Genomic DNA, 21,073 nt, shown 5'->3' with positions numbered 1-21,073 from the left:
ATTTTTAATTTTAGATTATTTAAGAAACCTTGAATTTATGGCAACCATTTCTTTTCAAAATTAGGTTTACGTTTTTCTAAAAAGGCATCGCGGCCTTCTTTGGCTTCTTCTGTCATATAGGCTAATCTTGTGGCTTCTCCAGCAAAAACTTGTTGCCCTACCATTCCATCATCCGTCAAATTCATGGCAAATTTTAACATCTTTATAGACGTTGGCGATTTTTCCAAAATTTCTTGTGCCCACTGGTATGCGGTATCTTCTAATTCATCGTGCGGTATAACGGCATTTACCATCCCCATTTCAAAAGCTTCTTGAGCGGAATAATTTCGGCCTAAAAAGAAAATTTCTCTTGCTTTTTTCTGCCCCACCATTTTCGCTAAATACGCTGATCCATAACCACCATCAAAACTAGTTACATCAGCATCCGTTTGCTTAAAAATAGCATGTTCTTTACTTGCCAATGTTAAGTCGCATACTACATGTAAACTATGTCCGCCACCTACTGCCCATCCTGGTACCACAGCAATAACAGCCTTTGGCATAAAACGAATTAAACGCTGTACTTCTAAAATATTTAAGCGGTGCATACCATCTTCACCAACATACCCTTGATGACCTCTTGCTTTTTGATCTCCTCCACTACAAAAGGAATAAATACCATCTTTTGAAGAAGGTCCTTCTGCTGACAGTAGCACAACACCAATACTGGTATCTTCTTGTGCATCATAAAAAGCATTATACAATTCACTTGTTGTTTTTGGACGAAATGCGTTGCGTACATCCGGTCTATTAAAGGCAATTCTGGCCACGCCATTAGACTTTTTATAGGTAATATCTTCGTATTTTTTTACAATTTTCCAATCTGGTTGTATCATTTATTACAATTTTATGCGATTCTAATCGTTTGTAAAGATAGAATTAAGAAAAAGAGAAAAAAAAATTAACCACTTAAAAATCCAAAAATTGTGTAAGTATGAAAAAAATTTACTCGCTATTACTTGTATTAACGTTTAGTTTTGCTGCATTTAGCCAGAACATTTCGTTAGAAGCTTTTAAATCATCCGAATTAAACGGTGAATTAAATAGTACACGTACTTTAAAAATTTATGTACCTGATTCTTACCAACAAGACTCTACGAGGGTATACCCATTAGCTATTGTTTTAGATGCTGAATATCTATTTGATATTTATGTAGCCAACTCTAAACTTTTTGCTGCTAAAGACAAAGCACCAGAACAAATTGTTGTTGGTATTTTTCAAAACCAAAAAAACGAACGTAAACTTGATTGTGCTGTAGATTTGAACAGTATGCTAACAGAAACAAGTTCTAAATTTTATAGATTCATTAAGAATGAATTGATTGGTTATATTGAACATAATTATAGAATTTCACCATTTAGAACTATTGTAGGAAATACTATAACGGCAAATTTTACCAACTACTTTATGGTAGAACCAACACCAATTTTTAATGCATATGTAAATATTAACCCGAGATATTCTCAAGATATTGCAGATTTATTTAGAGGTAAAGTACCAACCATAGACCGACATACTTATTATTATTTGAATAATGGTGCTTTTTTAGGTGAAGAGAAAAACAAAAACATTGAGTCTCTTTATTATGTTTTGAAAAATTTCGAAAACGACAATTTTAAATATAAATATGACACGTTTGATACCTCAACAACTGTTTCTTCAATGGGGCAAGCAATACCAGGTGCTATCGCTCATATTTTTGATATGTATTCATCAATTTCTAAAGAGGAATTTGACACTAATATTGCCGATTTAAATCCGGCAGAAGCAATTGAGTATATAGAAAAGAAATATGTTGAGATTCAATATCTTTTTGGTGCCAATCTAAAAATTAGAGAAAGAGATATTTTTGCTATTGAGTCTATTATTTTAGACAAAGAAGATGGTGCGTATTTAGAAGAATTTGGTAAAATGATTAACAGATTGTATCCTGAATCTCCAATAGGCGACTATTATATTGGTCAATATTACGAAACAGGCAATAATTTAAAGAAAGCTTTAAAATATTATAAAAACGGATTTGCAAAAATATCATCTGAAGATCCTAACTCTGACGGATACTATCAAAATGTAGAACGTGTTTTAGCAAAGCAAAAAAGCTTAAATAACGGTCAAGAAATTGGTGACGATTTCGATGAAGAAATAATCGAGTCTGTAGAAGGTGATGAAACTGGACGCTAGACCCTATTTACCTTTTAAAAAAATAAAAGCCGCTCTACATGAGCGGCTTTTTTATTTAATGGCATTAAAGTAGTTTTTTAAGACCTGATCATTAATCGCATTGGGTGTGCCTATTTCTAATAATTTAGGCTGTTCAGAAGCCTCAAAGAAAGTATCTAACTGTCTAAATAATTCTTCTTTAGTTGAAGCTTTATAATAGGCTAACTGATACATTTTACATAGATGTTCTGCATTTAGATGGTGCTTGGTTTCAAAATAGTCTAACGCATTGGTTTTTTTGGGTCCAGGTAAAATTTTAAAAATACCTCCACCTCCATTATTTAGTAGAATAATTCTGAAGTTTTTAGGTATATATCTATTCCACAACGCATTACTATCATAAAAGAAGCTAATATCACCTGTAATAAAAATGGTTTGCTCTTTTGAAATAGAAGCTGCTCCAATAGCTGTAGAAGTGCTTCCGTCAATACCACTTGTGCCTCTGTTGCAAAATACTTTTATTGAAGGGTTGTTATCATACAATTGAGCGTAACGTATTACAGAACTGTTTGAGAGTTGCAATTGAGATGCGTTTGGTAGTATATTTAATACCGCATCAAAAACCTCAAAATCAGAAAAGGCAACGTCTTTTACAAATTGCTTGTGCTTACTATTTCGTTCTTCTTTTATAGTTAACCAATGTTTCTGATACTTACTTTCTATCGGTTTTATTAAATTTATAAATTGCTCAAAAAATAGTGAACCTGACATTTTAAAATGATGCGTTAAACAATGATATGTATCTAAGCAGTTATCACTATTGATATGCCAATGATTTTTAGGTTGGTACTTTCGTAAGAATTGTTTTATCTTTTTTGATACGATCATCCCGCCAAGGGTAACCAATAGATCTGGTTTTAGTTGCTCAAAATCAACATCTTGTAAAGAGAAAATGAGTTTATCAATACAATTTATAAATTTTGGATGGTGAAGGTTAGAGGTGTTTTCTGTAAATACCAATACCGATGAATCATGTACTAATTCATTTAATTGTTGCTGTAATAATTCATCGGGATAATTGGCTCCGATCAGTATTATTTTTTGAGCTGATTGATTCCAAATGTTAGAAAATTCTTCCAAATTAAAATCTATTTCCTCTTCAATAGTCATGAATTTTGCCTCAACATTATTTATAGATAAGCTATTACATGTTTCGTATAAAGGCTCATCAAAAGGCACATTGATATGTGTTGGTCCACTTTTAAGAATGGCGAGTTGTATGGCTTCAGAAATCAATTTTTCATTTTCCTGTTCAAACGCTTTACCATGCCTTAAATTAGCATTAAAAAGACTGTGGTTTTCAAAAACATTTTCTTGACGGATGGTTTGTCCGTCACCAATATCTATCAACTCTTTAGGTCTATCAGCAGAAATAACAATTAACGGAATATTACTATAAAAAGCTTCTGCAAAGGCAGGGTAATAATTTAACAACGCAGAACCTGAAGTGCACACTACGGCTACTGGCATTCGCGTTTGCTGAGCAATACCCAATGCGAAAAATGCGGCACACCTTTCATCAACAATACTATATGTTTTTATATTAGGATGATTGGTAAAACCAATAGTTAAGGGTGCATTACGTGAGCCCGGAGAAATGATGATATGTTCTACGTTATATGCAACACAACTCTCTACAATTAATTGAGAAAGTTCTTTTTGGGAATAAAGCATTACTGTTGTTTCTGATTTAGGGGTAAAGGATTAACTAAAACTCTGAATAAATAACAAAATTAAGACTATTGTTCAAGTTTACCTTGGTTCTTTACACTATTTAACAACACCATATTGGTCAAATAAATAAAGCATTGATGCCATAGAGGCAGCTCCTAATTCCAATTCACGTTGGTTAACCGCCTCAAATACATCTGCTTCTGTATGATGGTAGTCAAAATACCGTTGCGAATCTGGTCTTAACCCTAACAACACATTATCATCCTTTTTTAAGGGGCCAATATCTGCACCACCACCTCCTCTGGCAAAAATATGAATGTTATAAGGTTCAAATAATGATTTCCACTGTAAAACTTGATCGTAATTTTTATCATTACATGTAAAACCAAATCCACGAGGTGAAAAACCACCAGAATCAGATTCTAACGCCACAATGTGATTTTCTTTTTTCTTAACCACTTCGGCAGCATAAGCCTTTCCGCCACTTAAGCCAAACTCTTCATTAGCAAACAACACCACTCTTAAGGTTCTTTTGTTCTTAATTCTCAATGTTTTAAATAATCGTAATACTTCCATAGACTGCACTACGCCTGCCCCATCATCATGAGCACCTTCTCCTAAATCCCAAGAATCTAAATGTCCGCCCACTACCATTATTTCATCTGGATAATTGAGGCCTTCAATTTCGCCAATTACATTAAAAGACTGTGTATCTGGTAAATTCTTACAGTTTTGTTTAAAGTAGAATTTAAGCTTCATTTTATCATTTTGCTTTAACAAGCTACTCAGCATTTCTGCACTATTTGTACTTATGGCAGCTGTAGGAATTTTTTGACTTTCTTCAATATCGCCATAATGCATGGTACCTGTATGTGGTACGTTGTCAATTTTAGTAGTCATAGAACGAACTATAGCACCTATGGCCCCATATTTACCTGCCACTGCGGCTCCATTTACACGTTGACCAACAGCAGCACCATAGGCTTTAAAAGTTTCAATTTTATCAGCAGGCATGGCTCCGTTATAAAACACAATTTTACCTTTAACTTTGTCTCCTAACTCTTCTACTTCTTTTAAACTTTTTACTTCAATAACCTCAGCTAACAATCCTTCTTCTGGCGTAGCAACAGAACCACCTAAAGCTCTAATATTTACATTAAAATTACCGAATTCTGTTGCTACATGCCCCTCTTCTTTCTCTCCACGTACCCAATGCGGTACGGTTACGGGTTGCAACCATACTTTGGTTAGTCCTAACTTATCTAATTCAGCTTTTGCCCAAGCTACGGCCTTTTTATCGCCCTCTGAACCTGTTAAGCGATGGCCTACTTTTTTGGTTAATTGTTGTAACCATAGATAGCTTTTACCTTTTGTTAACGCCTCCGTATATAGCTTTTTTAGCTGAATTGAATCGTTCGTTGCATTTGTTTGTGCAGACAGGTTTACGGATAGTACTAGTAGTAAGCTTATTGTTATTAACTGCTTCATAATTTTAGGTGCTATTATTTGTGTATTTATGTAAAAAGAGGCATTGAACCTAGTATGATTTATCAAAATTAATCATTTTCAAGTTGTGCTCTAAATTCGTCTAACCGAGCTTTCGTTTTATCATCTAATTCAGGAGCCTTAATGTCTTTGTAACTTTCTAAGGTTTCTAAAATAGTATTTGCTACGATGGTTCTTGCCGTAGGTTTATCATCTGCCGGTACAATGTACCAAGGTGCTTTTTCTGTAGAAGTTCTATTTATAGCATCTTCATAACAGGCTTGATAGGTACTCCAATGTTCACGCTCTTCTAGATCGCCAGCAGAGAACTTCCAATTTTTATTTTTTTTCTCTATTCTACGTAACAATCTGTTTTTCTGCTCCTCTTTAGATACATGTAGAAAAAACTTTAAGATTATTGTACCATTATCAGCAATGTGCTTTTCAAAGTTATTGATGTCTTCCATTCTGTTATGAAAAAAAGCATCATCAATATCGTTTGTACTCTTTACGGATGGAAGTTTTTCACCCATAATATATTCAGGATGCACTCTTGTAACCAAAACATTCTCGTAATGGGTACGGTTAAAAACGCCTATTTTACCTCTTTCTGGTAAGGCAACATAATGACGCCACAAAAAATCGTGCTTTAACTCTTTATCTGTTGGCACCTTGAAGCTATGTACTACAACACCCCTGGCATTTACTTGTTTAAAAACTTCTCTTATTAAACTGTCTTTACCCGAAGTATCCATGCCTTGTAAACAAACTAACATACTATACTTACCGTGAGCATACATGGTATCTTGCAATTCACTAAGTTGTTTTCTTGCTTTTTTTAATTTGTCTTTGGCATTACTATCAACTTCTTTTGTTGAAATTTTTGACAGGTTTATGGGAGTGGTAACTTTATATTTATGCATATGGATTCGCAGGTTTTTATAGGGTAAAATTAGGTAAATTAATCTGTTTTTAAAAAGGTTAAGCGGGATTGATATTAAAAATGGGGATTGATACTATTTTTATCTTCTTATTATTAAAACTTCATCATCTGAAAATTCCATCCAAGCAAAATCATATATATGATGGTACATTTTACCCTGTTTATTAACATTAAAATGAGTAATGTATTTAAAATTAAATTTTTTTCTAGACAAGGTGAGTCTTTTTATTTTTTTTTGATTGCTATTTTTACCTAACAGTTCTAATAAAATAGCTCTATTTCTATGTAAAATTTTATCAATTTCAGTAGCTGTTGTTTTTGTAACCCTTCTTAATTTAGTGTGGTAATCATTTTTACATTTGATAGAACAGAATACTCTATCAATTCTACCCTTTATCTCTTTTTTACAAATTTTACATTCCATAATGTTTCAAAAGTATTGATTTTATTTGGTTTTCTTATTATCCGTTGGTTAACGGTTAATAAACGTTTACAAACGCTTACAAACGGAAGTAAATGTTTAACATGCCTTATTTGATGTTTAATATTTTATTTTGGCTACATAAAAAACAATGGACAATGGACATTCCAATTATTTATGAACCTTTAAAAAATGCCAAACGCATAAAAATATTTATTCCATATGAATTGTATGAGATCAGAAAAGCTTTTAAAAGCCTGAATTCAACCTATTGGCATCCTAGTCAAAAACTATGGTCTATTGTAAACACCCATGAAAACATGGCATTAGTAAAACGCACATTTAAAGGGGACTTTACAATTAATGTTGACAAACCACGAGTACCTATAAAAACTTGCAGATTGAACGAGAAAGCAATGGATACGCTATTAGAATTAGAAAAAACATTAGTTTTAAAGCATTATGGGCAGTCTACTATTAATAATTATAAAAAAATGTTTTCTGTTTTTTTGACAAAATTTATGCATCAAGACCTTAAAAATATTAGTAAAATACAAATAGAACAATTTATATACGACCTTATAAAATCGAATACTATTAGTGAAAGTTATCAAAACCAATTGATAAATGCTATAAAAGCATATTACGAGCATGTATTGGGTTTACCGAGGGAATATTATGATATACAACGCCCTAAAAAGAGTCAAAATATACCGAACGTTTTAAGTCAGGAAGAAGTTTTAAAAATACTACAACACCATAAAAACATTAAACATAAAGCAATATTATGGACCATTTATAGTGCCGGATTACGGATTTCTGAATTGATCAATTTACGCATAGCTGATGTACATTCTGATGAAGGTTACTTATTTATAAAAGACAGCAAAGGGAAAAAAGACCACAAAACGATATTATCAGTACATTTAGTAGCGTTATTGAGAAAATATTACAAATTGCACAAACCATCGTATTGGTTATTTGAAGGACAAACTGGCGGTCAGTACAGTACTACGAGTATCAGAAATATTTTAAGAACAGCTATTAAAGAAACAGATTCAAATCCGTGGGCGACGGTTCATACCTTACGACATTCGTTTGCGACACACTGTATAGAAAACAATATGAATTTAAGGCATTTACAAAACATGTTGGGGCATAATTCGCCCAAAACCACCGAATTATATACTAAAACCATACAAATAAACAATAAAAACATCAGTAGTCCTATAGATAATTTGCTTGAAAAACTTTAACTTGCAGACATATACGATATAACCACAATAGGGTTATACATATGTTGGCAAACATTTGAATTACGACCGAAAAAACTTAATAATATTACCGAATATGGAACTAAAAGAATTTATAAAAACAACTTTGACTCAAATTTCTCAAGGAATCATTGAAGCTCAAGAGGAAATTGACGGAAGTGATATGATAATAAATCCTGCTGGATTAGCTACAAATGCTGGCGGAGATAAATACTTACGTACAGATGGATGGAGATATGTACAAAATATTGAGATTAATGTGGGCGTAACTGCAATAGAAAAAGAAGGAGAAAAAGCCGGAATTGGAATTGTAACTGGAATTCTTTCTGGAGGAGCACAGGCATCATCTGATAATTCTAATCAAACAGTTAGTACAATTAAGTTTGACATTCCTGTAGCTTTACCTTCGAGTCCAACACCAAAAGGACACAAAGCAAATAGACCAGTTTCCATTAGATAAAAACAACGATTTGCCAATAATGGCAAACATTTGATTAAAAGCATACTTGAAAAAGATTAATCCAAATAACACGAAAGAATTAAAAGAGTATCTCGCAAGTCTACCACCTGAATATGTAGATAGAAAAAACCAAGAACAAATTGAGGAAAACAAAAAAATGTTCGCGGAATTTAAACATGCTTTTTCAAAATCTTGTTGCTTTTTATGTGGTAATAAACTTGACACATTCTATGCTGATGAACCTTGTTTTCATTGGTTCTTGAGACCAAATGGAATTCGTAAGAAAGATTTTAATAATTATCTATCAGAACCAATTGGATTTTTCAAACTTGAAAGCTATTTGCGATGGGTTGCCACAACTGAAAATTTCATAAAGAACATAAATGATTTGGAGAGTGAAACTTCCAAAAGCAAAATACGAGAAATAACCATAAAATATAAAAATATTGAGTGGTCATTACATTTTGGAAAAACTGATTTAGCAGGACATTCCAATTCAAAAAATGCGGACTTTCCTCATTTTCATCTGCAAATACTAATAGATGATAAACCGTTTATAAGATTCAATGATTTTCATATTCCATTTTCAAAATATGACTTAATAGATATTAAACTAATGGATGAAGCGAGTGATATCATTCAATTTGGACATAGTCAAGCACCAGGAATGTCAGTTATTGAAGATGAGGAGTTACTAAAAGAAATGGACGAATTAATGGTCGCTTCTGATAATATAGATAAGGCAACTTTTAATACCCAAACCATGGCATCAATGCCTGAAGGGATGACAATGGACGGCGAAAAATTGCAGGCCATGTTCAAAGAAAATAAGGAAACCAAAGTTCCTTTGAGGCATTTAATGAAAAAGTATTTTCCAGAAGTCAATCTAGTTACGAATATTGAACCTGCTGATGGATTTCCAGATAAAAAGACAAGGAATAAAAGATAAAAAACGATTTGCCAACAATGGCTATAATTAATACGGGTTTTGGTGCTTAAACAAAAGTCTGTGCCTGTTTATAAAGTCCGCCAAATCTTTTGATTTGGCTTTAAAATAAAAAGATTAAACAAAATAAAAAGCTTTGGCTTAGTGCTTAATCGGAAAATAAGTAATTTTATTCCCGTACTAACCATAGCCTGAACGTTAGCAACTATATAGACTAGCATCTAAAAAAAATATTTTTTGACTTCAAAAAACTAAACAATCATTTTAAAATTTCTCTTTCAAGTTAGATTTTCATCCAATTCTATTGGAAAAAGATTCTAAAAACAAGTATTAACAATATACTGACTATCAATTCATTAAATTTCTTAAATAATAAATATTATCTTTTATTGATATTTTATTATTGTTTTTCGATAATTTATTTATATGTTTGCACCTTAAACAATAATAAAATATGAAAACAATATTAAAATTTTTAAATGTATTTATTCTAATACTCATTATTTCTTTAATTATAGACGCTTTTGGAGAGATGTATTCTATAATTCACTATTTAGTAGATAAGCGTACAACATTCGAAGTTCGTGGGATTGACTTTCCTACTGAATGGAGTAATTTAAATAGAACTATATTCATAATTTCAAGCAGTATTTTGACTATATTTTTAGTTTATCTTGCTTTTATCTTTAGAAAAGTTATTACATCCTTTTCAAGGAACAATTATTTTTCAAGCGAAAATGTAAAACAATTAACTAAAGTAGGTAAAGGATTAATTGTTTATGGATTTGGACTCTTTTTAATAAGCACTACTATAAACCTTTATTTAATTGAATTTACTTCATACAATTTTGGAAGTGTTATTGGGAAATCTATAGCAAAATCAGTTCCTGTATTTATATTTTCTTCTTTTATTTTACTTATAGCTTCTATAATAAAGAAAGGAAATATTTTACAAGAAGAAAACGAACTAACTATATAGTTATGCCAATAATAGTAAACCTAGACGTTATGCTTGCTAAACGCAAAATGAAAAGTAAAGACTTGGCAGAAATTATTGGTATTACTACTGCTAATCTTTCTATCTTAAAATCAGGAAAAGCTAAGGCAATTCGATTTTCTACTTTGGAAGCCATTTGCGAAGCATTGAAATGCCAACCATCAGACATACTTGAATATAAAGAAATAACCAACAATAAGAGCATTAAATAATTATGAAGAAAAAAATATTAAAAGGAATAGGAGTCTTATTGCTAATAATGGTATTGATTATTGGATTTATAATCTATAATATGTCTTCTCAATACAAAAAACTAAGGCAAGGGGAACTTGTGAGTAACATAGTTACTGATACCATACCTTTTACTTACTCATCAACTGGACATTTACTTATAAATGTAAAAATAAATGGGAGTAAAAAATTATATCCTTTTATTTTAGATAGTGGTGCTTCAAGTTTTATATTCAGCAATCATATAGATGAATTAAATTTGGAAATGAACGGAAGAGGGTTCGGCATAGATGCTAATGGAAGTATCTTTTTAACTAAAATAAGAAGTGTTGATACATTACAAATTGGTAATTCTATATTTGAAAACACAAATGCTAAAGAAGTTGTATTTAATTTTAATTGTTCTGAAGATATTTATGGTATCATTGGCACAGGAATTATGCGACATCTAATTTGGCAAGTTGATTTTAAAACTCAAAAAATTATAGTTTCAAAAAAACTTACTGATTTATCCTTTCAAAAAGATAGAATAGAAATACCCCTTACTGAAAACAAAAGTAGTCATCATCTAAGAACTCTTATTAAATTAAATAATCAGAAAAAACCTATAAAAGTAATATTAGACTTAGGAAATAGTGGTTCTCTTAAACTTAACGAAAGTTATGCTTTGGAAGAAGGATTAAATTTAGAGTATAAAAAAATAGATGGAACTTCATCAAAGGGGCTTGGAGGAAATAATGATAAAAGTAAAGAAAAGTTTTATTTGTCAGACTCGTTAGAATTTGAAGATTCATCATACAGGATTCATAAATTTCCTATATCAACTACTCCAAAAGCACCAAATTTACTTGGGTTAGAGTTTTTTAATAAATACAAAACTACTTTTAGTTGGAAGGATAAGAAACTAATTCTAGAGCCTTATAAGAATACTCAGAATTTTATTTGGAATACGTATGGTTTCTCAATAGACTATAATAAAAAACTAAACAAAGTTGTAATAAAAAGCGTAACAGAAAAAACACCAGCATCAAAAGCAAATCTTATTGTAAATTCTGAAGTAGTATCGATAAATAACATACCTTTTACAGATAAATCATCTTTCTGTAATTTAAAAAATTTAATGAAATCAAATGACACAATTAAACTGAAAATTAAAAACGACGATTTGATTAAACAACATACACTTATAAAAGAGCCACTTTTTTAGTTGAATGTTCTGGTAATATTAAAAAAATACAGTTGCTAACAATGGTAATCGTTGCACAAGCACCAAAATAGACCATCTGGATTAATTGGGGATTTATTTTTAGTAGTTTTAAGCGTGGCTATAATTTTTTCTGTCCCCTATTTCATCTTTTTTAAAAGGCTTAAAATGGCTTGATCTGCTCAATATATGCCAAAAACAGTGAGTTAAGTACAGCGCAAGTGATTTGGCATCACTTCTGACAACTTTACTTGTGAATTTTAGGTACTTTTTCAGGTTGTAGGCAATGGCGGAGAGATGCATCACCTTGTTGGCTTGCTCAATGCCAATGGTATTTATTTTACGTAAGCCCATGAATTGAGTTAGCGTTCCAAAGACAGGTTCAACAGTACTCTGTCGTTTTGATTTCATATAACGACCTTGGTTGCTGCTTACGCGATGGTTATTTCGTTCGTATTCTTCTCTGTAATAAGTTACCGAAAATTTCTTTTCTTGTGCTGTCTTACCTAAACATTGTTTTCTTATCGGACAGTCTCTACAAATTTTTGAGGAGATTCTATATTCCTTTTTCTTACTACCTGTTCTATAATCATTAAACACTTTTTTAAAGGGAACGATATGACCCTCTGGACAGAGATAATGATCCTCTTGTTTGACATATTCAAAATCCTCAGGACCGCCTTTATACGTCCCGTGAGGTGGTATAAAACTTCGTAAACCTATTTTTTCCAAAAAAGCATAATTCTCTCCATCACTATAGCCTGTATCGGCCACTAGATTTTGCCATAAGATCCCTTGTTTGTTCAATCGTTTTTTTAATCGAGGTACAATGTCTTGTAAGTATTGGCTGTCTTTCTTATCTGCCTTATACGCTTTAATGTCAGTGATTACATGATGTCCAGTGTCAACACTTAGCTGACTCATATAGTTCAGCTTGCGTGCCTTGCCTGGCTTTACACTAATTTTAGCATCCGGATCGGTGGGACTATAATGCGTTTTGTTTGAGGTGTATTTTGAGTTTTTATTGTTTGCACCCGTGCGTTGATCTTGATCTTTTGACCATTTTTTATTCCGACTTTTAATAGCAGACAATTCTTGCTTGGTGGCACTAATTTTTTTTTGAGCATCTGAAGCTTTATTCTCTTTGGCTTTTCGAATAGGCTTTTGTTTATCCATGCTACTGATATGGCGTAGCTTTTTTAAGTGGTCTTCTAATTCTTCTTCAGGCACTTTTAACTCCAAGGTATCCATCGAGGCATTTGCCTTTATTGGAGCAGAATCTATCGCTTGAGTATGGCCACTTACCATGCCTTTGTCAACACACATAATTAAAACACGCGTAAAGACTTCTTCAAAAACTTTTTCTGGATATAATTGACGCGTACGACTTATTGTGCTATGCCAGGGCAACTCTTCATCAATATCATAGCCTAAAAAATACAATATGTCCAAACGTAAACTACAATGGGCAATCAACTGTCGATCACTGATAATATTCTCTAAATATCCCACCAAACACAACTTGAAAAACACGGTAGGATCTATGCTCTTTTGACCACTGTCTCCATAATAAGGACGTGTCAGTACATATAGAAAATGTAGGTCTAATTCCCCATTTAATCGTCGATAAAAATTCTCCTTTGGAATCCGATCACTCATTCGGAATTGAGTGAATAATTTCTCTTGATACTCTTTTTTGCCTTGCATACCTCAAGATACAGAATATCAGTCTAATGACCAATAAATTCATGCGTTTTTTAGTTCATTTTATCCCTAATTATATATATCTTGTGCAACAGGCACAAAGTGTATAATTTATCGCTTGGGTCTGTGTGTACTCGGAAAATCCTTCGGATTTTCTCTACGTTCGGTTTATTCTTATTAGATTAGTTGCGAGACAATCGCAACAAACCATACACGAACCGTTACCTACAATTGTGACCCGTCCTGAATATAGGCTACATAATTTTAAACATTATGTATAAAAATGACAAAGTAATTAGACGGTATTCAGAACCTTTTAAACTAAAAATTCTGGATGAACTTAGTAAAGGTAAGCACACAAAGAGCGAACTTTGTAAACTCTATTCTATTGCACCTACAACGGTCAATGAGTGGATTAAAAAGTATAATCGTAAAGACTTAATGAACACCAGAGTAAAAGTGGAAACAAAAGACGAAATATCTAGAATTAAAGCACTACAAAAAGAGAATGAAAAGCTTAAAAAGCTTCTACTTAAAAAGGATCTGGATGCTATGGTAGAAGAATCTTACCTTGAAGTAGCAGCTGAAAAACTAGGCTATAAAAATGTTCAGCAACTTAAAAAAAAACTCAATATCTAGCATTTATTAAAACTAGAAATAGAGCTAAGGGATTTGCTTCTTTATCTACTATAGCAAGTTGTTTTGGACTTAAACGTGATGCGTATTATAAATACAAATCTAGAGCTGATATGCGTTTAAAAATAGAACAACAGATTATTGAAATTGTTAGAAAAAGACGTAAATCCCTTCCTAGAGAAGGTGTTCGAAAACTCACTAAATCATTAGATAACGAGTTTACAAAAGCCAACCTTAAAGTAGGTAGAGATACACTATTTAATGTCCTTAGAAAACACCAAATGCTAACACTTAGAAAGAAAACTAGTGCCAGAACAACCAACTCTTATCATCGGTTTTACAAGTACAATAACATTATAAAAGATATGGAAGTTACTAAACCAAATCAAGTCTGGGTCTCTGATATTACATATATTAGAACTGTAAAAGGCTTTTGTTACTTGGCTTTGATAACAGATATGCATTCCAGGAAAATTGTTGGGTATGACATAAGTGATAGCTTGGAATTAAAAGGTTGTGTAAGAGCTCTTAATAAAGCCATCTATCAAGCTAAAAACATTAAACAGCTTATTCATCATTCCGACAGAGGAATACAATATTGTAGCAATGTATACACACAAATACTCAAAAGAAAAAAGATAGATATTAGTATGACTGAAGAAAATCATTGTTACGAAAACGCAATGGCAGAACGTGTAAACGGAATTTTAAAAGACGAATTTTACTTAGACCAAACCTTTGATAACGTGGAACACGCAAAGAGAGCTGCAAAAAATGCAATTAATTTATACAACGAAATAAGATTACACTTATCTTTAGACTATAAAACACCAAATATGGTATATAAATTATCAGCTTAAATTAATTATTAACCTGTAGCCATATTTCAGGACTAGACATTTAAACCAAGCAATATTAATGACAATTGACAACATCCCTCAAAATTGGAAAGAACTTCAAACAAAAGTTGGAAAAATTTTAACTCAATGTGGTTTTGTTGTTTCAGTAGAAAAAAAGGTTCAATCAATTAGGAGTCAAATTGAAATTGATGTTTACGCGGAGGAATCAATAGATGATAGACCATACAAAATTCTAATAGAATGTAAAATGTGGAAATCAAATATTCCACAGCTTTATGTGCACGGATTAAGAACAGTAGTAAGTGACATTGGAGCAAATATTGGATATATAATAACGACAAGTGACTTTCAAAAAGGTGCGATTGAGTCTATTAAAAACACGAATGTTGAATTGATAACTTGGAGTGAATTTCAGAAAAAATTCTTTAAGAGTTGGTATCTAAATTTTTTCTCTAAAAAACTACATTTTGACATTCTAAAAAACAACTATGACCACACTTCAATTCAACTTTATGACGATTACAATAAAATCAAAAAGCAGGATTTTAATACACTCATTGAAAAATATGATTTGTTAAACTTAATTTCTGATCATTTTCCTCATCACATTATGAAAGAGTTTGCTGGTCAGCTTACAGATATTGAAAATAAACTACCATTAGAAGAAAAATTAATCACAGAAGAATGGGAATACAATCTTGACTTATTACCTAAAGAATTATTAAAAGTTGTAAGTTATTCTCAATTTCTGAATTTATTGAGAACATTTGCTCAACCTGTATATTCTGAAATGGACAAATTAGATTTAGATTCTAATTTAGATTATGGATAAATAAAAAACTATGCCCAACAAAGCATAAAATTAATGGCTGGTTTTAGCCTACTTGGAAAATTCCTTCGGAATTTTCCGCTGGCAAGTTTCTATTTACTAAATTAGTGCTTAAACGCGCCACTAATATTATACGTAACCGTCAGACTGTCTAATAACTTATTCTTTTTTCTAGCGTAAATTCTTTATTACCTTTCAGTTTTTTCGTATCTTCTAACTATGAAATTTATTATTGGAAAAGACCGAAAACAGACCTGCCTTTTTCCCATTTCTCTTGAAGATTCTATTGATGAGGAGAACAGCATTAGGTCGATAGATCAATTTGTAGATTCACTTGACTTAGCGGAACTTGGTTTTCGTTCAGATTTTACAGAGAACGGACCTCCAGCCTACCATCCTTCTGTTTTACTGAAACTATATATCTATGGCTATATGAACCGCGTGCGATCTTCACGACTATTGGAAAAAGAATGCAAACGTAATATTGAACTAATGTGGCTTCTTGAATCTTTAGCTCCCGACCATAACACTATCAGTAATTTTAGAAAGGATAATGCTAAAGCAATAAAAAAAGTGTTTTTTGCTACGGTTCAAATAGCACGCAATTTTGGGCTCATTGGAGCTACATTGATTGCAGGCGACAGTACTAAATTTAGAGCACAGAACAGTAAAAAGAATAATTTTAACCAAAAGAAAATACAACGTCATTTAGATTATATTGACAATAAGTTGCTACAGTACGACAATGCACTAGAACAAAGTGACAGCAACAGTGAAAAGGAAGAAATCAAAAATAATATAGACAAACATCAAGGACGCAGAAAACACTATAAGCAACTTGAAAAAAAACTAAAAGAATCTGGAGAACCACAGATATCAACCTCAGATCCCGACAGTAAGCATTTGATAGTACGTAACAACATCACTGAAGTTGCCTACTGTGTGCAGACCACTGTAGATGCAGATAATAAAATCCCTTTTGATTATTTGGTCACCAATAAGAATGACTCAAAAGCAATGGGACAGATGCTACGCAGGGCAAAAACCATTTTAGGCTCTAATTCTTTTACTGCACTTTATGATAAAGGTTATCATACAGGAAGTGAATTTAGGACAGCTAATCAATTAGGTATAAAAACACTTGTAGCAATACCTGGAATAGGGAGAGCTTCACAAGCTCCTGACCCAAGCTACAACTCAGAATATTTTGAATATAATAAAGAAAGTGACACTTATCTGTGCCCACAGGGAAATATCCTTAAAAGCAACGGAAGCACTTATAAAGGAAGAAACTATCGATTTAAACAGTACAAAACAAACAAATGTAAAACATGTCCGGCGAGAGATCTATGTACCACCTCTAAAGTAAATGGAAAGGTGTTACAGCGAAGTGAGTTCCAAAAATACATCGAAGAAAATGCCCGACAAGTTTTAAAAAACCCAAAGGCATACAAAAAAAGACAAGCTATTGTAGAGCATCCTTATGGAACCATAAAACGCCAATGGGGTTTTAACTATATTACCACTAAAAAAACAAAACAAAGAGCAAGTGCAGATGTAGGCCTAATGTTTATAGTTTATAACTTGAAAAGAATCTGGAACATCCTTAACCTAAAGAAACTACTCTTTTTAAAGCCCTACCAAGACTTAATCAAGATTATATACCAATTATTGAGTACAATAGCACTTCTCTTAAGGCGAAACACAAAAAAACAAATACCAATATAACAATAAAGCTAAAAAACGTAATTTAGTAGAAACTATAAAAACAGCGGTAGGTTATTAGACGAACTGCCGTTAGGTGCAATTATAAAAAACAATCAATGTTCCCAGAAAAATTTGGTTTTAATTCTCATTTATACAACTTATGGGAGATTTACGAAGGAATAAAATCATTTTATCCCATCGGAGTTCCTCAAGGAGAAGGCGTGGGAATATTTTTCGAGTATGCTGGACTGAAAAAACTTGAAGAGATAATAGTGGAGAATATTCATGACGAAAAAAACTTTCAAAAACGTTGGACGAATTACACCGATGAGCTGAAAAAATTGATGAAAAAAAATATAATTGGAACTACATATGGGCAAGCACCGAGTTTTAGTTCTTCGATTATCATCGAACAAAATGTAATTGGAACTTGCACCCATTTAAAAGAGTTGCATTTTGCAGTAAGCTTTGTAGGGAACTTTTTTACAATTTATGGTTTGGACTCAACGCGAATATTGGATGAAATAGGAGATTATAAAGGGTATCACGCAGCAAATGTTGTTACAGCTTCACCATTTAAGGAGTTTGAAAAAGACTTTATATTACTTGAAAGTAATATTAGAAAAAGATATCCAAATCATAAAATGGTTCCTTATGCGTTCGGACAGCAAGTAATGGACGGACTTCAAGTTAGGTATAGCGATGCAGATGTTTGTACTATTCAAATGGCTTTATTTAACGACATAATTCAACCGAGAAACAATTTCCGATTTACTCAAGGACACGTAGTTGACCATACAAGAGGAGATGTATATTATGGACTTGATGACTGGAAAAAATAACTGCACCTAACACAGCCTAAACGTAATGCGGACTTTAGGGCTGAATCGAAAGGTCTGTGTATATTTATGATGTCGCTAAATCTTTGGGATTTAGCTTTGGACAAAAAAAGAAAAAGCAAAACCAAAAGCTTTAGCTTCGTGCGCAGACGGAAACGAAAAGTTTCCTTGCCTCCGCACTACGCTTAGCCCAACCGTTAGCAAAAATTTGAAACCAATCTATATGAACAAAATAATTCTTACATCAATCAGCGTAATTTTTGCTTTCAATTCAATTTTCGGACAAACTACCAAAGAGAAGTATACGACAGACGTAGAATCAGTAGATGCAATAATAAATGCATATTACGATGTTGTTTCTGGTTCGAGTATTGAGCCTTGGGAATTTGAGAGAGATAAATATATTCATTCGGACAATGCTGTTATAACAAGACTGGACGAAAATGGAAAAGCAGAATCACATACTCTTGAAGCGGAATATATACCAATCGGATTATCACCCAAAGCGGATTTTTACGAAAAGGAGCTTAAACGAATAGTAAGTAAATATGGAAATATCGCACAAGTTTGGAGTGCATTTGAAATACGAACTGACCCAAATACTGAATCCAGTATTAGAGGACTAAATAGCATCCAACTTCATTATGAAAATGGAAGATGGTTTATAGACAGTTGGACTTGCGAAATGGAATCTGAAAAGAATAATTTAGTAACTGAATTTTTGAATAAGGAATAAAAACTTTTGCTAACACCGGTAATCGTTGCACAAGCACCAAAATAGACCATCTGGATTAATTGGGGATTTATTTTTAGTAGTTTTAAGCGTGGCTATAATTTTTTCTGTCCCCTATTTCATCTTTTTTAAAAGGCTTAAAATGGCTTGATCTGCTCAATATATGCCAAAAACAGTGAGTTAAGTACAGCGCAAGTGATTTGGCATCACTTCTGACAACTTTACTTGTGAATTTTAGGTACTTTTTCAGGTTGTAGGCAATGGCGGAGAGATGCATCACCTTGTTGGCTTGCTCAATGCCAATGGTATTTATTTTACGTAAGCCCATGAATTGAGTTAGCGTTCCAAAGACAGGTTCAACAGTACTCTGTCGTTTTGATTTCATATAACGACCTTGGTTGCTGCTTACGCGATGGTTATTTCGTTCGTATTCTTCTCTGTAATAAGTTACCGAAAATTTCTTTTCTTGTGCTGTCTTACCTAAACATTGTTTTCTTATCGGACAGTCTCTACAAATTTTTGAGGAGATTCTATATTCCTTTTTCTTACTACCTGTTCTATAATCATTAAACACTTTTTTAAAGGGAACGATATGACCCTCTGGACAGAGATAATGATCCTCTTGTTTGACATATTCAAAATCCTCAGGACCGCCTTTATACGTCCCGTGAGGTGGTATAAAACTTCGTAAACCTATTTTTTCCAAAAAAGCATAATTCTCTCCATCACTATAGCCTGTATCGGCCACTAGATTTTGCCATAAGATCCCTTGTTTGTTCAATCGTTTTTTTAATCGAGGTACAATGTCTTGTAAGTATTGGCTGTCTTTCTTATCTGCCTTATACGCTTTAATGTCAGTGATTACATGATGTCCAGTGTCAACACTTAGCTGACTCATATAGTTCAGCTTGCGTGCCTTGCCTGGCTTTACACTAATTTTAGCATCCGGATCGGTGGGACTATAATGCGTTTTGTTTGAGGTGTATTTTGAGTTTTTATTGTTTGCACCCGTGCGTTGATCTTGATCTTTTGACCATTTTTTATTCCGACTTTTAATAGCAGACAATTCTTGCTTGGTGGCACTAATTTTTTTTTGAGCATCTGAAGCTTTATTCTCTTTGGCTTTTCGAATAGGCTTTTGTTTATCCATGCTACTGATATGGCGTAGCTTTTTTAAGTGGTCTTCTAATTCTTCTTCAGGCACTTTTAACTCCAAGGTATCCATCGAGGCATTTGCCTTTATTGGAGCAGAATCTATCGCTTGAGTATGGCCACTTACCATGCCTTTGTCAACACACATAATTAAAACACGCGTAAAGACTTCTTCAAAAACTTTTTCTGGATATAATTGACGCGTACGACTTATTGTGCTATGCCAGGGCAACTCTTCATCAATATCATAGCCTAAAAAATACAATATGTCCAAACGTAAACTACAATGGGCAATCAACTGTCGATCACTGATAATATTCTCTAAATATCCCACCAAACACAACTTGAAAAACACGGTAGGATCTATGCTCTTTTGACCACTGTCTCCATAATAAGGACGTGTCAGTACATATAGAAAATGTAGGTCTAATTCCCCATTTAATCGTCGATAAAAATTCTCCTTTGGAATCCGATCACTCATTCGGAATTGAGTGAATAATTTCTCTTGATACTCTTTTTTGCCTTGCATACCTCAAGATACAGAATATCAGTCTAATGACCAATAAATTCATGCGTTTTTTAGTTCATTTTATCCCTAATTATATATATCTTGTGCAACAGGCACACCGTGTATAATTAATTGCTTGGTTCACTGCCGACTTACGAACCCCGAAGCGTCGGGGCTCGCGGATTTTCTCCCGAAGTTTCGGGACGGTTT

Annotated in this window: 20 protein-coding genes; 13 read left to right on the top strand and 7 right to left on the bottom strand. The window is 32.8% G+C overall.

The features are described 5' to 3' along the window. Positions 1–35 precede the first annotated feature (35 nt). Positions 36–875 (bottom strand): 1,4-dihydroxy-2-naphthoyl-CoA synthase, encoded by an 840-nt coding sequence (locus FF125_RS05590; protein WP_138948845.1) that lies wholly within the window; start codon positions 873–875, stop codon positions 36–38. A gap of 98 nt (positions 876–973) precedes the next feature. Between FF125_RS05590 and FF125_RS05585 the strand changes: the two genes are divergently transcribed. Further along, entirely contained in the window at positions 974–2,221 is a 1,248-nt protein-coding gene (locus FF125_RS05585) for an alpha/beta hydrolase (RefSeq protein WP_138948844.1), read from the top strand. Positions 2,222–2,272: 51 nt separating this feature from the next. On the opposite strand, the gene menD is transcribed toward FF125_RS05585, so the two are convergent. The 4 genes from menD to FF125_RS05565 all read right to left on the bottom strand — a co-directional run bounded on the left by menD (position 2,273) and on the right by FF125_RS05565 (position 6,786). Continuing rightward, positions 2,273–3,934 (bottom strand): 2-succinyl-5-enolpyruvyl-6-hydroxy-3-cyclohexene-1-carboxylic-acid synthase, encoded by a 1,662-nt coding sequence (gene menD, locus FF125_RS05580; protein WP_138948843.1) that lies wholly within the window; start codon positions 3,932–3,934, stop codon positions 2,273–2,275. A gap of 96 nt (positions 3,935–4,030) precedes the next feature. Beyond that, a complete protein-coding gene (locus tag FF125_RS05575; RefSeq protein ID WP_138948842.1) occupies positions 4,031–5,422 on the bottom strand; it encodes a M20/M25/M40 family metallo-hydrolase in 1,392 nt (463 codons plus the stop codon). A gap of 68 nt (positions 5,423–5,490) precedes the next feature. Beyond that, entirely contained in the window at positions 5,491–6,342 is an 852-nt protein-coding gene (locus FF125_RS05570; RefSeq protein ID WP_138948841.1) for a PPK2 family polyphosphate kinase, read from the bottom strand. Positions 6,343–6,441: 99 nt separating this feature from the next. Next, the gene (locus tag FF125_RS05565) at positions 6,442–6,786 is read right to left on the bottom strand and encodes a hypothetical protein (RefSeq protein ID WP_117885100.1); all 345 of its coding nucleotides are present in this window, start codon (positions 6,784–6,786) and stop codon (positions 6,442–6,444) included. A gap of 155 nt (positions 6,787–6,941) precedes the next feature. Here FF125_RS05565 and FF125_RS05560 point away from each other — a divergent pair, with 155 nt between their 5' ends. The 6 genes from FF125_RS05560 (at position 6,942) to FF125_RS05535 (ending at position 11,898) form a co-directional block, all read left to right on the top strand. Continuing rightward, a complete protein-coding gene (locus FF125_RS05560) occupies positions 6,942–8,039 on the top strand; it encodes a tyrosine-type recombinase/integrase (protein WP_138948840.1) in 1,098 nt (365 codons plus the stop codon). Positions 8,040–8,133: 94 nt separating this feature from the next. Continuing rightward, a complete protein-coding gene (locus tag FF125_RS05555) occupies positions 8,134–8,517 on the top strand; it encodes a hypothetical protein (RefSeq protein ID WP_138948839.1) in 384 nt (127 codons plus the stop codon). 46 nt (positions 8,518–8,563) lie between these two features. Further along, positions 8,564–9,466, top strand: a complete 903-nt coding sequence (locus FF125_RS05550; RefSeq protein ID WP_138948838.1) for a hypothetical protein — start codon at positions 8,564–8,566, stop codon at positions 9,464–9,466. Positions 9,467–9,917: 451 nt separating this feature from the next. Next, a complete protein-coding gene (locus tag FF125_RS05545) occupies positions 9,918–10,442 on the top strand; it encodes a DUF2975 domain-containing protein (protein ID WP_042501907.1) in 525 nt (174 codons plus the stop codon). Positions 10,443–10,444: 2 nt separating this feature from the next. Next, positions 10,445–10,672, top strand: coding sequence for a helix-turn-helix domain-containing protein (locus FF125_RS05540; protein ID WP_042501912.1), 228 nt, complete (start codon positions 10,445–10,447; stop codon positions 10,670–10,672). 2 nt (positions 10,673–10,674) lie between these two features. Next, positions 10,675–11,898, top strand: coding sequence for an aspartyl protease family protein (locus tag FF125_RS05535; RefSeq protein WP_138948837.1), 1,224 nt, complete (start codon positions 10,675–10,677; stop codon positions 11,896–11,898). A 108-nt stretch (positions 11,899–12,006) separates the two neighbouring features. On the opposite strand, the gene FF125_RS05530 is transcribed toward FF125_RS05535, so the two are convergent. Continuing rightward, complete coding sequence (locus tag FF125_RS05530; protein ID WP_250629571.1) at positions 12,007–13,602, bottom strand: IS1182 family transposase; 1,596 nt, start codon at positions 13,600–13,602, stop codon at positions 12,007–12,009. Positions 13,603–13,872: 270 nt separating this feature from the next. Between FF125_RS05530 and FF125_RS05525 the strand changes: the two genes are divergently transcribed. The 6 genes from FF125_RS05525 to FF125_RS05500 all read left to right on the top strand — a co-directional run bounded on the left by FF125_RS05525 (position 13,873) and on the right by FF125_RS05500 (position 19,206). Continuing rightward, positions 13,873–14,238 carry a transposase gene (locus FF125_RS05525; protein ID WP_013870391.1) on the top strand — a complete coding sequence of 122 codons (366 nt, stop codon included), beginning with the start codon at positions 13,873–13,875 and terminating at the stop codon, positions 14,236–14,238. A gap of 5 nt (positions 14,239–14,243) precedes the next feature. Continuing rightward, the gene (locus tag FF125_RS05520) at positions 14,244–15,095 is read left to right on the top strand and encodes an IS3 family transposase (RefSeq protein ID WP_138948251.1); all 852 of its coding nucleotides are present in this window, start codon (positions 14,244–14,246) and stop codon (positions 15,093–15,095) included. A 58-nt stretch (positions 15,096–15,153) separates the two neighbouring features. After that, positions 15,154–15,927 carry a restriction endonuclease gene (locus FF125_RS05515; RefSeq protein ID WP_138948836.1) on the top strand — a complete coding sequence of 258 codons (774 nt, stop codon included), beginning with the start codon at positions 15,154–15,156 and terminating at the stop codon, positions 15,925–15,927. 216 nt (positions 15,928–16,143) lie between these two features. Further along, positions 16,144–17,652, top strand: coding sequence for an IS1182 family transposase (locus tag FF125_RS05510; RefSeq protein ID WP_138948275.1), 1,509 nt, complete (start codon positions 16,144–16,146; stop codon positions 17,650–17,652). 95 nt (positions 17,653–17,747) lie between these two features. Further along, the gene (locus FF125_RS05505) at positions 17,748–18,473 is read left to right on the top strand and encodes a hypothetical protein (protein WP_138948835.1); all 726 of its coding nucleotides are present in this window, start codon (positions 17,748–17,750) and stop codon (positions 18,471–18,473) included. A 220-nt stretch (positions 18,474–18,693) separates the two neighbouring features. Then, positions 18,694–19,206 carry a hypothetical protein gene (locus tag FF125_RS05500; RefSeq protein WP_138948834.1) on the top strand — a complete coding sequence of 171 codons (513 nt, stop codon included), beginning with the start codon at positions 18,694–18,696 and terminating at the stop codon, positions 19,204–19,206. 82 nt (positions 19,207–19,288) lie between these two features. Here FF125_RS05500 and FF125_RS05495 read toward each other — a convergent pair whose 3' ends face one another. Then, positions 19,289–20,884 carry an IS1182 family transposase gene (locus tag FF125_RS05495; protein ID WP_250629571.1) on the bottom strand — a complete coding sequence of 532 codons (1,596 nt, stop codon included), beginning with the start codon at positions 20,882–20,884 and terminating at the stop codon, positions 19,289–19,291. Positions 20,885–21,073 lie beyond the last annotated feature (189 nt).

This window comes from Aureibaculum algae, from assembly GCF_006065315.1.
In the GTDB taxonomy this organism is placed as follows: Bacteria; Bacteroidota; Bacteroidia; order Flavobacteriales; family Flavobacteriaceae; genus Aureibaculum; species Aureibaculum algae.
This window is presented reverse-complemented; position numbering and strand designations above follow the sequence as displayed.

What these genes read in the sequence shown, in the direction of transcription:
- FF125_RS05515 (WP_138948836.1), top strand. Translation starts at nt 15,154, where the DNA reads ATGACAATTGACAACATCCCTCAAAATTGGAAAGAACTTCAAACAAAA.
- FF125_RS05510 (WP_138948275.1), top strand. Translation starts at nt 16,144, where the DNA reads ATGAAATTTATTATTGGAAAAGACCGAAAACAGACCTGCCTTTTTCCC.
- FF125_RS05505 (WP_138948835.1), top strand. Translation starts at nt 17,748, where the DNA reads ATGTTCCCAGAAAAATTTGGTTTTAATTCTCATTTATACAACTTATGG.
- menD (WP_138948843.1), bottom strand. Translation starts at nt 3,934, where the DNA reads ATGCTTTATTCCCAAAAAGAACTTTCTCAATTAATTGTAGAGAGTTGT.
- FF125_RS05555 (WP_138948839.1), top strand. Translation starts at nt 8,134, where the DNA reads ATGGAACTAAAAGAATTTATAAAAACAACTTTGACTCAAATTTCTCAA.
- FF125_RS05500 (WP_138948834.1), top strand. Translation starts at nt 18,694, where the DNA reads ATGAACAAAATAATTCTTACATCAATCAGCGTAATTTTTGCTTTCAAT.
- FF125_RS05570 (WP_138948841.1), bottom strand. Translation starts at nt 6,342, where the DNA reads ATGCATAAATATAAAGTTACCACTCCCATAAACCTGTCAAAAATTTCA.
- FF125_RS05545 (WP_042501907.1), top strand. Translation starts at nt 9,918, where the DNA reads ATGAAAACAATATTAAAATTTTTAAATGTATTTATTCTAATACTCATT.
- FF125_RS05535 (WP_138948837.1), top strand. Translation starts at nt 10,675, where the DNA reads ATGAAGAAAAAAATATTAAAAGGAATAGGAGTCTTATTGCTAATAATG.
- FF125_RS05575 (WP_138948842.1), bottom strand. Translation starts at nt 5,422, where the DNA reads ATGAAGCAGTTAATAACAATAAGCTTACTACTAGTACTATCCGTAAAC.
- FF125_RS05540 (WP_042501912.1), top strand. Translation starts at nt 10,445, where the DNA reads ATGCCAATAATAGTAAACCTAGACGTTATGCTTGCTAAACGCAAAATG.
- FF125_RS05495 (WP_250629571.1), bottom strand. Translation starts at nt 20,884, where the DNA reads ATGCAAGGCAAAAAAGAGTATCAAGAGAAATTATTCACTCAATTCCGA.
- FF125_RS05530 (WP_250629571.1), bottom strand. Translation starts at nt 13,602, where the DNA reads ATGCAAGGCAAAAAAGAGTATCAAGAGAAATTATTCACTCAATTCCGA.
- FF125_RS05560 (WP_138948840.1), top strand. Translation starts at nt 6,942, where the DNA reads ATGGACATTCCAATTATTTATGAACCTTTAAAAAATGCCAAACGCATA.
- FF125_RS05590 (WP_138948845.1), bottom strand. Translation starts at nt 875, where the DNA reads ATGATACAACCAGATTGGAAAATTGTAAAAAAATACGAAGATATTACC.
- FF125_RS05525 (WP_013870391.1), top strand. Translation starts at nt 13,873, where the DNA reads ATGTATAAAAATGACAAAGTAATTAGACGGTATTCAGAACCTTTTAAA.
- FF125_RS05565 (WP_117885100.1), bottom strand. Translation starts at nt 6,786, where the DNA reads ATGGAATGTAAAATTTGTAAAAAAGAGATAAAGGGTAGAATTGATAGA.
- FF125_RS05585 (WP_138948844.1), top strand. Translation starts at nt 974, where the DNA reads ATGAAAAAAATTTACTCGCTATTACTTGTATTAACGTTTAGTTTTGCT.